The organism is Pseudomonas sp. 5C2 (assembly GCF_034314155.1).
Classification (GTDB): domain Bacteria; phylum Pseudomonadota; class Gammaproteobacteria; order Pseudomonadales; family Pseudomonadaceae; genus Aquipseudomonas.
The window spans coordinates 1,321,049-1,335,282 of record NZ_JAVIWH010000003.1; the positions used below are offsets into that span (position 1 = coordinate 1,321,049).

Genomic DNA, 14,234 nt, shown 5'->3' on the forward strand with positions numbered 1-14,234 from the left:
TTGATAAATCAGCTCAGGCGACAACTAGCCTGACACCGGGGGGCGTCGGGATCTATTCTATCGATTAATCTGTGATGCTCATCGCACATCAGCATGACATTCTCAGGATCATCTGAGTTCTGATATGAATTAGCTAATGATCCGCGTGGACCATCAGGTGCGGAGCCGATGATATGTGCTAGATAACCATGTCTAGCACTGAGCGTTGTCAGGCTTGTCTCCCCAACAAAGTGCCCGCATCCTTGATACATGCAGCAGCCAGCTGCATCATCCCACACGCGCATAACTCCTCTTTCAGACAGAGGTTTTCCTCGAGCATTTGAGAAAGATTTAAGATATTCCTTGCTCCAAGCTTCTATATCTTTACATTTCGCTTTTACGTATGTTTTGGTCGGTAGTAAAGAAGTTTCTGTGTCTTGAGATAGCTCTTCAAGCTCGACTCTTGAGATAAATAACTGACCAGTTTTCGCTAGTGTTTTGAGATGTGGTAATGCTTTGCTGAAGTCGCCGACTATAATCTCTTGGCAAATACCGTTTTCAGTAGTAACGAGTAATGATTTATATGAATTATGTACAAAGTATAGAACGACGCTTGTGTCGCAAGCCTGTAACTGATGACATACTTCTTCTTCGGTTTTCCCGTCGACGTCTCGGATTTTTTTTGGTGTTTTTATATTAAGTGAAAACATGGCAGTTCCATTGCAATTAGCCACTTATATCAAAACGGGTGCACGTCGTCTTGAATGTTTGGATGAGGCTATCAGTAGTGGCTTAATGCAAGCCAGTTGCCAGCCTACGGTGCCAGTATACGATCGCTTTTTCCACATTGGGAAGGGGAAGGCTAGAACCAGCTTTTTTTCAGCCTCTCAGCTATCAATTGGACAGTGCGCTTGTAGTAATAGCGCGTCCACGGAGCTTGGCCGGACAATTCAACATTCAGTAACCACAAAAGATGCTTTTTTTGCCATGTCCATGGACTGTCTCGGTGCCAGCGATCGGAAATGGCTGTTTGAATCGCCTTGGCTTGGCGAATGTGGCGTTCGCGTGTGGTTTTTGCCCCAGTCAGCACCCCGGCCAAAAACAGCTCCATATCAAATGGCTTGGTCATGATCGACCTCCGATGTAGGCGGATACGACGTCAATTCGACCGTGTCCCAACTCATAGCTGATTTGTGCGCGCACCTTCTGATCGAGGTGTCGGTCAATCTGGTAGAACTTGCCTCCGTTGATTGGCGCTTGGCGATGAGTGATTTGCTCATATCGTTCACAAGCATAGGCTGCCCGCAATTCATGGAGGCCTTTGAGATTGTGCATATGGAGGATGTCCCGTGCAGGGCGGACGATTCGCTTTTGGAAATCGAGGTAGCTTTCGTTAGGACCAAGCAAGTTGCGGCTATTGGTTGGGGAGACCTGCTCGGCGTACCTGAGCGCTTCGCGAATATGTTCATCCACGCTGATCCAGCGAGGCGCTGTTGCACCGCTTCGGCCACCTTTGGTGCCGTCCTGGATGTTGATCTTGCCGTAACGTTTTGCTTCGCGCTGGAGACGTGGCAGGTCGGCCAAGATCGCCTCGCGCAAACGCATGCCGGTGGCGCGTGCCAACTGCACGATGGCGGCGGCACGGGGATGCTGTTCGCGGAGCGCATCGACGATGCGCATCACGTGTTCGCGATCCTGGCCTTGTGGAACTGTCATGCGGATGGTGGTGCGCTGCATTTCCAGCGCCTTGCTCGGACTCGGCACTTTCACGTACTGATCACCGCGAAGCGCTGCCATGGTCCGGTTGACGCTGGACAATCGATTTTGTGCGGTGGCGATCGCGAGGTCGCCGCGCTCGACCAAGTGATGCAGATGCGCCGCGTAATCCGACAAGATCTGGCGATCTATCTGCCGCGCATCGTTGAGTCCTGGTCCGTCGTCTGAGCGACACCAGCGCACGAATGCCTGCCAACGATCACTGTGCGCTTTGACGGTCCCATAATGCCCGCCGCCAAACATGTCCCGCAACGCCTGCGGTCCGGCGTAACTCAATTGCCGACCATAGCCAAAATTACGCCCATCCCGTCTACCGACCAATCCCATGACCAAACTCCTCTCGAAGCCACACTTGTAAAACCTTCCCCACGTCATCCCGCCACGAATGTTGAGTGTTATCAGGGATCAAGGCCCCTGCGACCTGTGAGGGTTGTCCACTAACGCGGGACTGGCGGCTCTTTACGACCGGGAGCTTGGGCATCTCATGATCTGGCCTCCTGAACACTTCCGAGGAAGTGGGCGGGTGGTGGCTGCATCGGCTGACGAATCCAACGCCGCGAGATCCTGAGTCAGGTAAAAGCAGTGATGCGATGACCGGGGCATGCCTGACTGTCAGTCAGGTGCAGTCCATTCCCTGGGCTGCGGCACCATCATCTGCGTCGCTGTTGCTGGTGACTTCGGTGTTTGTCACGCCGATTGTCACGAGGGGAAATGCCGCAATGCCTTGTACGAGTTGGGCTGCAGCAGCGGTAGGAGCGCCCGTCTCTTTCCGGAAGAAAGAGACGGGCGCAGGTTGGCGCAAGGAAATGGCCAAGCGGATAGGTTGCTGCAGGGCAGCTATGAAAGGGAATGAGTTGCCGCAGTGGGCACGCTGGTAAAAGTAGGCATCCATCACATCGCTGTGACCGTGCGAGCCGCCGGACGCTAATCGCACTTTGGGAGAACCACCACGGTGTGGCGTAGCCTTAAAGGTTCTGGCTACCTGGGGTTGCTGTCAACGACAGCGCTTTGCCCGATCTTTTCTACGCCTGTGGATAATTCGGGTCAAGGCTCGAGTTCTCGGGAATTCTGCGGCTGTGGATGAAATTATCCACCGGTGGAAATCTGTGGTTTTCCACAGACAGTTGCGTGGGCTTTAGATTTTTTAAGTGAGGTCCATCCAAGCAGGGCGGCTTTGCAGCCCTGTTTGGATGGACCCGCGTGGAAGGGCGGACAACGGTGATCTCACAGGCTTACCCGCGTTTGGATGCGCCACGGCTATTTTGTAGGGCCGTGATGTTGTCGCCGACTGGGTGAGCGAATTCGTGGGGCGTCACATGCCCATGGCGGTTGGCGTCGATGTAGTTGCTCCACCACGCCATGATCAGCCTGCGCTGTTCGAGGAATTCGGCCTTGTGGATATACGCGGCGCGCACGCGGTTGCGTTCCTTGTGACTCATTTGTCTTTCAATGGCTGCGTCGGTCCATAACCCGGACTCCAGCAGGGCGCTACAGGCCATGGTCCTGAAGCCGTGGCCGCACACGTCCTTGCTGGTGTCATAGCCGGAGTTGCGGAGCATGGTGTTCACCGTGTTCTCGGACATGGGCTTCCAGTACTTGTGGTCGCCCGGCAGCACTAACTCTGAGAAGCGACTGAGGCTGCGCAGGCGCTCCAGTATTTCGATGACCTGCGGCGATAACGGAACCATTTGAATGTCGCCGTTCATCTTGGTCCCACGTGTGGAGTTGCGTACCCCTTCAATCGGTGCGCGCGTGTCGGGGATTTCCCACATGGCGCGTTGGAGGTCGAACTCACTCCATCGCGCGAAGCGCAGTTCGCTGGAGCGGACGAATACGTGCAGCGTCAACAGGACGGCGAGGCGCGTCAGCTCGCGGCCGTTGTAGTTGTCGATACGGTGCAGCAGTTCAGGTAGGCGGTTGAGAGAGAGCGCCGGGCGATGGACAGTGCGTGGCGCGTGAATCGAGCCTGCCAGATCCAGTGCAGGATTCATGGTGATCTGCCGGGCTCTTTTGGCCCCGCGCATGATGGTGGATAAGTAGTTTTGTACCCTTAACGCCACATCCATGGTGCCGCGTTCCTTGATGCGCTGGGTGATCTCTAGCAGGTCGTGGGTATCGAGTTCGGCGATGGGCCGTTGGCCAATAAGCGGGAAGACGTGGGTGCGCAGTCGGCTCATTACGGTTTTTGCGTGGCCTTCGGTCCAGCGGCGGGACATATCAGCGTGCCACTCCAGAGCAACGGTTTCGAAAAGCAGTGCCGCCCGTTGGGCTACGATCTTGGCCTTTTTCTTTTCTTCCATTGGATCGAGGTTGTCTAGCAGCAACGCCTTGGCTTCGTCTCGCTTACGTCGTGCGATGGAAAGGGTAACGATGGGGTAATTGCCAATGATGAGCGTACCTTCCTTGCCGTTGGGCTTGGTGTACTTCAAGCGCCAGGTCTTCACGCCATTGGGTTTGACGAAAAGGTACATGCCTCCGCCGTCGAACAGTTTGTAGGCGCGTTCGCGGGTTTTGGCGGTGCGGCATTGTAGGTCGCTGAGGGGGATCGCAAGTCGTGGCATAGGGGTACGCGCTCCTGACCGGGAAATCGCAGTACCCCTAACATACCCTCGGGGAAGGGGGATTTTGTTGGAACCCGACAGAGGGTCCTGGAACGAAAAAACCCGCCAAAGGGCGGGTTTTCGGGGCTTCCAGAGCATTCGGTGGAATGCAATGGAGCCTAATGTGGTGCCGGCACCAAGAGTCGAACTCGGGACCTACTGATTACAAGTCAGTTGCTTTATGATCCAGCGGTGTCCAGACTTGTCTTGTTACTACCTTAAATACCTGTATTTATTATGATTTACATATAAGTTTGTCCGGGTGCATCCAGGCGAGTATCGTCACAGCCAGTAAAAACCGGTGACAAAGGCGGTGACAAAATGCGACATGCGGTGACTGTTTTTGAGCTGGGCGCCCTCGCGCCCGGAGATACCTTGACCTTGCACCTGAGCGGTAAAGGGGCGGGCGCATTACTTTTTAAGGGTGGAAAAAAGGCAGCAACTGCCTATTTCCGGCAGAGAGTGGGCAACAAGGATCAACTGCTAAAGATTGGTAAGGTCGGACGGGTCGACTCAAAAAACAAAAATGAAGAAATTGCGACTCTCAGGGAGGTAATGCGCGAAGCGGAACGGCTCTACGCACTTGCCGCAACTGTGTCGGATGTAAAAGCGCATCTGGAAAACGAGGGCGTCAACAAGGCCCTAGAGGCCGAGCGCAGGAAAGCGGAGTTGGCCGAAATCAACCGGCAAAAAGCGATCAACGATGCACATGGCACCCTTTCAGACCTGATTCAAAACTACATTGATCGCGGCGGCAAGCAGCGGTCGATGAGTGATGAAATCCAAAGGGTCTTAGAAAAGGACATCAAAAAAGACAACCCGGAAATCGCCGTCCAAAAGGCGCGCGACGTAACGCCCGAGCATATAGTAACCATCCTGCGAAAAATATATGACCGTGGTTCAAAGGGTATGGCAGGCAAGGTGCGCGGATATTTGCATACTGCCTACAATTTGGGGCTAAAGCACCGCTATACCTATACAAACAGCGGTGGTGATAACGGCAAGTCATTTGAACTAACGAGTAATCCAGTTTCGCTAATACCCAAGAACTACCACGAAACGCCTGGTACGCGGTCGCTAAATGAGGCTGAGCTGAGGCACTTTTACAAAACGGTAGACCGCACAAAAGGGGTCAGCGAGCGTATGGGGTTGCTCTTTAAGTTAAATATCCAACTTGGAGGTCAGCGCATACTACAGTTGGCGCGCGAGCCCTGGGCGTCTTACGACTTAACTAGGGGGGTGGTAACAGTAGTAGACTTAAAAGGGAGACCCTCTGGCGATGCAGAAATTAGGCGCCATAAGAAACACATACTGCCATTAACTCGTTCGTCACTAGCTATCGTAGAGCGGTTGAGGGTTGTATCGGATGGGTTTGATTATCCGTTCTCAGAGGATGGTAGAACACCTTACCTGGTAACCAGTTTTTCGCACGCGACCAAAGCTTGGCTTGAATCAAGTAATGGTAAATTGGACGGAGAACAGATCCCTCACTTTACCCCAAAAGACTTGCGCAGGACGTGTGCGCAACTTATGAAAAACATGAACATCCCAATGGAGGAGAGCAATATTCTGCAGTCCCATGGATTAACAGGCATGGTAATGCGGCACTACTTAAACGACCCTGAGCTATTTGTTGCTGATAAGGCCAAGGCACTAGCGGTTTTCGAAAAAAAGCTTGGCAAAATTTTGAATGTGAAGTCACGAAATGAACATCAAGCTAACAAGCATGAAGGGGTATAACTTTGGGTGTTGGACGATGGAGAAAATTTAATTTATGTATGAAGAAACTTTAACCGCCGATTCGGGCGGTCTTAAGCTTTTGGCGGAAAACTTGCTAATTGATTTTTCCTTTGCCCGTAAAATGGCCAGTTGTATGTGGTGAATTTTTAAGTATTTAATCGCTCTGAATACTTTGATAAGCATTTTTGCTTCCAGGTGCTTGAGCGGTTTAAACGCGCAATTATCGTATCCTATGAAACCGCCGTAGTTGTGAAAACTGCATCTAAACCCCTCTCTTTTAGGTGTATCAGGCCCGTATAGTCCGTTACGCTTTCGCCTTCCGCAGTTACCGATTTGCTCGGCCAATGTCGGACAACCACAGCAAACTCAGGCCAGTGTTATCCAACATTTGTTGGGTGAAGTCAGTTGGTGTCCGTAATTACTAGTCTTTGCCTAAATTGCCAAAATAACAATTAAAAGTTTGTTGACAGTAATCGACATAGTAAGGCGGAATGGATTCACCAGGACAAGCCTGGATGGTCATAGACGTAGGGGTTTTAAAATGCTTTATTCAGTTGGTGATTTAGTTCTTGAACTTAGAATTTCCCGTTCGTGGATTTATCAGATGGTTAAAGACGGAGTTTTTCCTCCGCCCAAGAAAATTGGAAGACTAAGCCGATGGAAAAGTGAAGACGTGGAAAGATTTTTGCGGGAGGTTGTGGTATGAGCATTGATCTCGGAGATAGCAAAGATAACATTACCCATGCAGATCTAGTTACCAAAGTTTACCACGAGCGACTGTCAATCAGGCGTGTGGTTGAAGAGATTTTGGATGCCAACGACTTCACCAGGGCGCTGAAGATTGTTAAGCAAGGTGTACGGGATAATGCTTGGCTAAGGGAGGCATATATTAGTTATTACCGAGGAAGACTTAAAGTTTCATTGTTTAATGTAACAGGCCTAGACTGGATTAATATTGAAGTTTTTGGTCTTATTTGCAGTCTTCGAAAGATTCAAGGGTGGAGCGACCAGGATTTGTTTGAACTAGAATCGTTCGCCAAATCACTAGGCTAGCCACACTAGTTAGATGATGATTTAGTTTTTTTTGAACACCTGCCGCCATTTATGGCGGTGCGGAATAATAATAATAAGAAGAAGAATCTAAAATGTATAACTTTACATACTCAGGCGCTACATCGCCTTATGAGCACTGCTACGCAACCCCTCTTCCGGCGCCAAACCAGCTGACCTCGCTTGAAACCCTTGAACTAAGATACTTAGCGAATCAGCTTGCCGCCGCTTACAAAAGCGTTTTACCTGGCTGCACGCCGGGAGTGATTAAGCGGATTCTCCAACGCCCGCTAGAGCTCGGAATAAAGTTAAATCACTATAAGACCTCAACAACCCAATCCTTATCCCTGCGGCTCCAGGATGCTAAATGGTGGAGGCGCAAGGTAATCGCCATGACGGACGAGCTCCAAGAACATCAAGCGCAGTTAGCCGGAGAGCTGGGCGGAAAGACGCCGAAAGCTGTTTGCTGCTCTAATAAAGCAGTCGTTGAGTTTAAAAAAAGAAAGGAATATTCAGATAAGAGCTTGAAATCCCAATACAAGATCAAAAACCATGCGGATGGTTCAGCTAGTGTTTTTTCTCTTTATGATATCTCAGAATTATCGAAAAAGAGCAGGCTAAATGAATTGTTCCTAGATATAAAAGCCCTTGAGAAAATCGCCGAAACCCAAGGGTTTGGATGTGCATTTATAACGTTAACAGCCGCGCCGGAGTTTCACTCAAACCCCAAGCATGGGCGCAGCACCTATAACGGTTCCACTGCGAAGGAAGCAAATCAGTCCATACATAAGGACTGGAAGTCCGTGCTGGACGCTTTAGACAATCTGGGTGTTGGACGAAAAAGCGGTAAGTATTTTGGATTTAGAGTAGTGGAGTTGCACGATGATGGCTGCCCTCACTGGCACATATTAATGTTTTTTGATAGGACGGAGCGCATCATTGGTACACTGGAAAACTCACTTGCTCGCCTGTACAAGGACAGGGGAACATATTTCCAGTCTCAAAAAAGAAATGTCGTTAGGTTAATCGAGAAGACGGATGATACCACTGCTAAACCGTCATCTTACATTTTTAAATATATCGCTTTTGCTCTGGGCGAACCCGAAGTAACAGATAGCAACGCAATAAGGTACAAGTGCGCCATCCGGGCCATGGGGGCAAGGCAGTACGCCTTTTTCGGGGTTAAATGCTCAATGGGCAAGCAACGCGCCCTCAAGGCCATATCTCGTGTCGACACCGCCCCTTTACACATCAAGCGGCTTGCCGATGAACTTCATGTAGCGAAGGGCGAGCTGGATCGAAATGCAAGGCAACTCCAAGCGAGAGTAGATTTTCTGCAAGGCGGCGCTGATGACTTGGATTTAATCACTGAGGTCACCAAGAATAAATATGGGGAGGAGGTGGCCGTAAACAGGTGGATAAAGCACCGCAGGGACGGCGAGCCAGTGCAGATCTCTGGGCTTTGCGAGGATATCAAGAAAAGCATTAGAGACGTTGGAGCCCTTGGCAGGCCCCCTGCAATGTAATACGAAGTGGCAATTTTCGGGAAGGGCATGCGGATTACTCAAGCCCCGAGCAGAGAGGCCCTGGGGTGCTGATTGCGGCGTTTTCAGGGCCCTATTTATAGTCGGGTTGCGAGCAAGCCGGCAATGCGCTAATAGGGCCCTTAGCGGGGCGCTGTAGCGTGACACATACCATGATGTCTGATTTTACCCCCCCGACAAGCGCACAGCTGAATGGCCTCAGGTCGTCCAGCCGGTCACGCGCCTAAAGCGCCTACTAGACATCCACAGGCCACTCAGCTCTTTTCTGTGCTGGAGTGGCAGATACAGGTGGCTCTGATCCGGAAAAACGGAATCCGGCTGTCTTCAGTCCTGCTATAACATCATCTCGCTTTAGCATACTCGGGATTTTGACGAAGTACTTCCATGCCATATACATAGCGATCGGAAACATGATCAAGCCCAGCCCGTAAGCGATCAAAGCCAGCACGCTTGCAAGAGTGCCGCCGAAGAAAAAAAACAAACCACTGTTGCGAAAGCCCTTGGCTACATCATCGATTTCATCAGGATCGAACTTCGCCACATCGCCATTTTCGTAGGCCACGAGGCAATGTGCTTTGCCATTATTGATATCGACGACATAAAGCGTGTTCATTTTCTTGTTTGTCATTGCGCTATGCAGGTATCCCGGCACAACCAATTCTTTAAAATATATTGTTTCACCATCTGCGGTTGTGCAACGAACCCGTTTTGCCAGAGAGAACCTGTCAGTACCGGCCCCCTTGTGTACATAGTTTTCAATTCGAACTGTGTGTTTGCTCACGTTGCCCATGATTTCCCTCTCACCCAAGCACTGAAAAATGCTTGATATCACATCGCCATTATCTGCGCAATAGAGGAATCTTCGGGCTCGCGCGGGTGCGGTTGTTTGGCAGATGGTTTCAAGTAGCCATCAAAGTACATTTGAAGGCAGTCTATGCTGTGGCGTGTCAGATCTTGATTAACATCCCCACGATAGCTCGCATTGGGTATAAGTGTTTCATCTGCTGAATAAAACTTTGCGACTAAACCAAAACTGACTTCTTGCATAAACACCTCGGGAATATAACCAGTAATGGGGCGAGTGCCGATTGCGCTCTCGTTCCTGATATGTAAATAATATACTCACTGGCTTTTTGGGAGCAAGGGCTAATCAGGTTGCACCTAATTCTCGCAATTCGCTTCGCTCTTACTCGCCTTGCCTCACCGCGCTTTGCTCGTGAAGAAAAACAATAAGAGCCATTTACGGCCGGAACCGACGACATGACTAATAACCGCACCAAAGATAAAGAAAAGCGCACCAAGCGCCTTAATGTATTCTTCAATGGAAACGAATATTTGCAGTTGCTTGGCGAGGCTAAGCGCGCCCGCATGAGGCCATCATCGCTTGTGAGGCAAAAGTTTTTTGCTACGGCACCACCGCCGTCAGTGCCGGACCTTAATTTAGATGCTTGGGTAAGGCTTGCGCCTGCTGCTGCAAATCTGAATCAGATCGCTCGTTATCTCAACACAGGTATGGAACTAGACATAGCCGAGCTTTCAACGATTCTCGCGGAGTTCCGGATTGCCCTCGTATGCGCATCGCGGAGGAGATAATACGACCATGAAAGGCATGAATAGAATCACTAGAGGCACGGGGTTTGCCGGGGCAATTAGATACGCCCAGTTCGGCGAGAAGGGGGCGCCCCGTAACCACGAAGGCATTGTCATCGGCGGAAATATCTCAGGCACATCTCCCCGCTCAATAATTCGCGAGCTTAATGCCACTAAAGAAATTCGGCCAGATGTTCACAAGCCCGTCTGGCATAACTCACTGCGATTACCAAAGGGCGATACTTTGGCGAGGAGTACCTGGAGTACTATCGGGGATACATACATGCGAAACATGGGATTCTCTGAACACCATCCTAGAGTCTATTTTCTGCATGACGATAAAGAAGGTCAGCACATACATATCATCGCGTCGCGGATTGGCTACGACGGCAAATTGTATCTTGGCAAAAATGAAGGTTTTCGCAGCACAAGCCTGATCAGTACCCTTGAAAGAGAATTTGGACTGACTGTTACGAAGGCTGTTACCCGTGATTCTGATGGCAGGGTCAAGCTGGCTACGCTTTCAAAACTTTCAAAGAATGAGATCCAGAAGTCTGTTCGCTTAGACAAAGAGCCTGAGCGTATACAGCTACAAAAGCTTGTTAAGCAAGCCCTTACCCGGCCCATCACGGCGACTCAATTTGTTGAATCTTTGCAAGTTGCTGGCGTGGACGTGCGCGTAAATATCGCCCGTACTGGAAGTCTCAATGGTTTTAAATTCGGTTTGAATGGAGTTTATTTCAGCGGCTCAAAGCTGGGCAGCAAATACAGTTGTGCGTCACTCCTACAAGAAGGTTTATCTTATGACAAAGACAGAGATAGCGAATTCCTTTCACGATTCCGATCAGAAGTTAGAGACAGTTCGGTCTATTCGCGAACTGCATCAAGTGTTGAAAGGTATGGATCTGGCCGGGACAGCCTCACTGATGAAGGACTTTCAGCAAGCGAACGAAACGTTGTTGAAAGTTGCGCAACGTATTCACCAGATTCCACCAACGACGTCTCATATCCTATCGCGAGCCCTGTTAGTGATCTCAGTATTCAACAGTTTAGGGATAATGTTCTTGGTGCTGAGTCACTAGACCCCGACAGCGGCGCCGGGCCATTACAAACGGGTGATAGAGTCTCTGACGAGTTCTCCCGCAAGTTGCATAACTTAAGGCTTTCGGAAGCGAAACAAGGCGTTAAGTTAGCCGGAAAATTAGAGGCAGAACTTTCGGCTCATCAAGCGGCTCAGAAAACCACTCATCAGGCGCGAGATGAGGCAGAAAAGGCGAAGCAACGCAGGCTCAATAATGAAGACGAAATGATTATGAACATAAGCCAGGAACTTGTAGCAAAAGGTTTTGGCTTTGCGATGCAATCAAAAATAATAATAAGAACTGGGGACGACAAAAATGACACAACAATTTCAAATTCAAAAGCGCGAAAAAATAATACAGAGATATCAGTTGATGCAGCACCCCGACGCAGTTAAGGCCTGCTGTTTGGACTGCAAAAATGCGCGCTTGCAAATCAAAAACAAAAATAAAGATGAACTTGATGAGTATGCAAGCCCCGCTATCGTCAAGGAGTATCTCCAGCAGTTGGAGATTACTGTGGTGTGCGTAGCCACTGGCCAGCAAAACAAAATGGGGCAAATCTCAGTCTGCGAGCTGTCAGAGGGCTTTGAGTAGAGCTGACAAGAAGAAAATCAAAAGCCCGTTCGCCGAGGCTCGGAGTGTCGTCAGTCACCATGCCCGCTGCCGACTCAGCTTGCCAGGGGCGGTCTCGCCAGCAAGGCCAAGCCGCTTCGCGGTCGCTGCGCGAGCCCTGCAGTCGAGCCCTCAAGCCCTGGCCTGCTTATGTCAGCAGCGAGCATGGCGACCGACGAGCAGAACCTCAAGTTCATGTGTGAGCTCACTCCAAAGGCAAGGCTGTCGCGCTTTCGCGCTCGGCTTGAGAGGCATTTTTTCGCAGCTCGCTGGCTCGGTCAAAGCAGGCCCGATGAAGCAAGTATGAAGAGATTGAGGGTAGGAAATAGTGTTTCCGCTTTCTCTATAAAATGACTCCGCTTTTCTTTAAATACTTTATCAACTCTGAAACCCTAATGAACGAATTCTTGCCGTTCGGATTCCCCTCAGCGCCTTTTGCTGCCACACCCACAACGTGGTAGCTGGAATTGATCACAGGGCCGCCACTGTTACCGGCATATAAAGTTTTATCTACTTCGCTATGCAACACACCGTGCAATGGGTATTTGTTTGTAATTTTACATTTTAGAATGCCAACATGGGGGCCGGCTTTATGGTTTGGGAAGCCTAGCACGGCTACGCGGCCGCCGAGGTTTGGCTCTTTGGATTCCTCTAGTGCAAACGCAGGAAAGGCATGCGGTGCGTCTGTAATTTTTAGCACGGCTATATCAAGAAGCTTGTCAAGGATGACTACTTTGGCTTCGTATATGGGCTCTCCTTCACCGGCTCTGAAAACAGTGCACTCGTCAAAATATACGATCTTTTTGGTGATTTTATCGCTCTGTGAATCCTTCAGTTCGATCTCACCACTAAAATTATGCGCACAGGTTATTAGTAACCCACCCTGGATCATAAACGCACTACCTTGAATCTGTACGAGCTGGCCTTCGCGATTTTCCGCGATTTCTGTAATCCAGCACTTGTTCTTTATGAATTCTCCTACTTTAAAGTTGTCGGAGTCTTCACTGGTAGCTTGAGGAGTATTTGGCACTTTGGAGCTAATAGGTAGCATATTGAATCGTTGTGCGAGTCGCCTATAAACTATGGAACTCTCACTAACGACTTGTTTTATGTACAGTAAGTGTCCTTGAAGATGAGATTCAAGCACGCCTGAGGAATTGGGGTTTTTTTCCTTGTATATGGCGTTGGCGGCTTGATCACCGTATTTCTCAATAGAGTGAATCAAGGCTGCTATCTTCCTAATGTAGGGGCGAGGTACATTAGGCTTTTGATTAGTAACCAGTCCTGTTACTGTTCGGCGTTCGTGAGGGCCCTGCAGTCTGACCTTGCTGGTATTTATAGTAAAACCCTGATTGTTTATCGTCGCCTTGAGATCGTGCCCTACGTTGCTATGATAATGATTAGCAATGCCATTTGAGTCTGACCACTCAACTATGTTGGTGGGTAGAAATTCAATGGGGCAATAAAACGAAAAAGTTATATCGTCAGCATACCTTGTATAAACAGCTCGGTGGCGCTTAGCTAATGAATAAAGATCCCGATCCAAGCTACCGCATAGCATATTGGAGAGAATCGGTGAGCTTGGCGCGCCTTGGGGCAAAATTCCGTTTACTGTAGTTAGGTGTGCTATAACGGTGGCAGTTTCTGGTGAAAGCGAGTATGGCTTAGCAATCAGCATGCCGCGAATTCGTGCAAAGGTGATCGTACCGAAGAAGTTCTCTAGATCAATATTAAATACGTATTTTTTGCGGCAGTGTGGCCGTGCGTTGTCAACAATTGATGTCCCTTCTAGAAAGGCTTTAACTGGCTCGCGTGGCTTGTACATCTTTTTCAAAAGCCCGGCTATACGAGCTTGAAGAGTTTTAAGCTTGTCTGAGGGTGCTAAAATCCTGCGCTTTCCACCATTTTTTTTCGGAATATCAAACGCGAGGTAGTGGCGCTGCATTTGGCCGCTATAGTAGATGCTTTTAATCTTTCCATAGCTGGTGCCCAGAAGTGCTGCGAGTTCAACCGGAGTAGTATTAGGATTTAACGCTACGAAGTTTAGAAAGAAGCCTCCATTCATATTTCACCATATTCCTTTGAACATAACGTCTCCCAGAGTCGCAGAGAGTCGTTGCTTGTAGCTTTTTTGATTCGGGTCGCAGTTTGAACAACCCTATTTAATACCTGAATGGAGGCTAAGCGACACTACGTGAAATATTCGGAGCGCGCAAGCCGTATTCCGTTGTGCTAAAGGTGCTAAAGGTGCTAAAGGGGAG

The 14,234-nt window shown here is 49.6% G+C and carries 13 protein-coding genes; 6 read left to right on the plus strand and 7 right to left on the minus strand.

Features of this window, described 5'->3' with window-relative positions:
* Window positions 1–8: 8 nt before the first annotated feature.
* The 4 genes from RGU44_RS20865 to RGU44_RS20880 all read right to left on the minus strand — a co-directional run bounded on the left by RGU44_RS20865 (window position 9) and on the right by RGU44_RS20880 (window position 4,316).
* On the minus strand, window positions 9–689 hold the full coding sequence (locus tag RGU44_RS20865; protein ID WP_322277814.1) for an HNH endonuclease: 681 nt from the start codon (window positions 687–689) through the stop codon (window positions 9–11).
* 152 nt (window positions 690–841) lie between these two features.
* Window positions 842–1,108 carry a hypothetical protein gene (locus tag RGU44_RS20870; RefSeq protein WP_046034614.1) on the minus strand — a complete coding sequence of 89 codons (267 nt, stop codon included), beginning with the start codon at window positions 1,106–1,108 and terminating at the stop codon, window positions 842–844.
* Entirely contained in the window at window positions 1,105–2,082 is a 978-nt protein-coding gene (locus RGU44_RS20875) for an integrase domain-containing protein (RefSeq protein WP_322277815.1), read from the minus strand. Before RGU44_RS20875 ends, RGU44_RS20870 begins: the two co-directional genes overlap by 4 nt.
* 905 nt (window positions 2,083–2,987) lie before the next feature.
* Entirely contained in the window at window positions 2,988–4,316 is a 1,329-nt protein-coding gene (locus RGU44_RS20880; protein WP_322277816.1) for a tyrosine-type recombinase/integrase, read from the minus strand.
* A gap of 414 nt (window positions 4,317–4,730) precedes the next feature.
* On the opposite strand from RGU44_RS20880, the gene RGU44_RS20885 reads away from it, so the two are divergent.
* From RGU44_RS20885 to RGU44_RS20895, 4 genes are all read left to right on the plus strand, one after another.
* Window positions 4,731–6,095 (plus strand): tyrosine-type recombinase/integrase, encoded by a 1,365-nt coding sequence (locus tag RGU44_RS20885; protein ID WP_322277817.1) that lies wholly within the window; start codon window positions 4,731–4,733, stop codon window positions 6,093–6,095.
* A 541-nt stretch (window positions 6,096–6,636) separates the two neighbouring features.
* A complete protein-coding gene (locus RGU44_RS25190; protein WP_416194647.1) occupies window positions 6,637–6,801 on the plus strand; it encodes a helix-turn-helix transcriptional regulator in 165 nt (54 codons plus the stop codon).
* Complete coding sequence (locus RGU44_RS20890) at window positions 6,798–7,148, plus strand: hypothetical protein (protein WP_322277819.1); 351 nt, start codon at window positions 6,798–6,800, stop codon at window positions 7,146–7,148. Before RGU44_RS25190 ends, RGU44_RS20890 begins: the two co-directional genes overlap by 4 nt.
* Window positions 7,149–7,240: 92 nt before the next feature.
* Window positions 7,241–8,671, plus strand: coding sequence for a replication endonuclease (locus RGU44_RS20895; protein ID WP_322277820.1), 1,431 nt, complete (start codon window positions 7,241–7,243; stop codon window positions 8,669–8,671).
* A 253-nt stretch (window positions 8,672–8,924) separates the two neighbouring features.
* On the opposite strand, the gene RGU44_RS20900 is transcribed toward RGU44_RS20895, so the two are convergent.
* On the minus strand, window positions 8,925–9,479 hold the full coding sequence (locus tag RGU44_RS20900) for a hypothetical protein (protein ID WP_322277821.1): 555 nt from the start codon (window positions 9,477–9,479) through the stop codon (window positions 8,925–8,927).
* 38 nt (window positions 9,480–9,517) lie between these two features.
* Window positions 9,518–9,736: a hypothetical protein gene (locus RGU44_RS20905; RefSeq protein WP_322277822.1), complete on the minus strand. Its 219-nt coding sequence runs from the start codon at window positions 9,734–9,736 to the stop codon at window positions 9,518–9,520.
* Window positions 9,737–9,949: 213 nt separating this feature from the next.
* Between RGU44_RS20905 and mobC the strand changes: the two genes are divergently transcribed.
* Entirely contained in the window at window positions 9,950–10,282 is a 333-nt protein-coding gene (gene mobC / locus RGU44_RS20910; RefSeq protein ID WP_322277823.1) for a plasmid mobilization relaxosome protein MobC, read from the plus strand.
* Between the two features lie 7 nt (window positions 10,283–10,289).
* Window positions 10,290–11,756, plus strand: a complete 1,467-nt coding sequence (locus RGU44_RS20915; protein ID WP_322277824.1) for a relaxase/mobilization nuclease domain-containing protein — start codon at window positions 10,290–10,292, stop codon at window positions 11,754–11,756.
* A gap of 560 nt (window positions 11,757–12,316) precedes the next feature.
* On the opposite strand, the gene RGU44_RS20920 is transcribed toward RGU44_RS20915, so the two are convergent.
* Window positions 12,317–14,038 (minus strand): reverse transcriptase domain-containing protein, encoded by a 1,722-nt coding sequence (locus tag RGU44_RS20920; RefSeq protein WP_322277826.1) that lies wholly within the window; start codon window positions 14,036–14,038, stop codon window positions 12,317–12,319.
* Window positions 14,039–14,234: the final 196 nt, after the last annotated feature.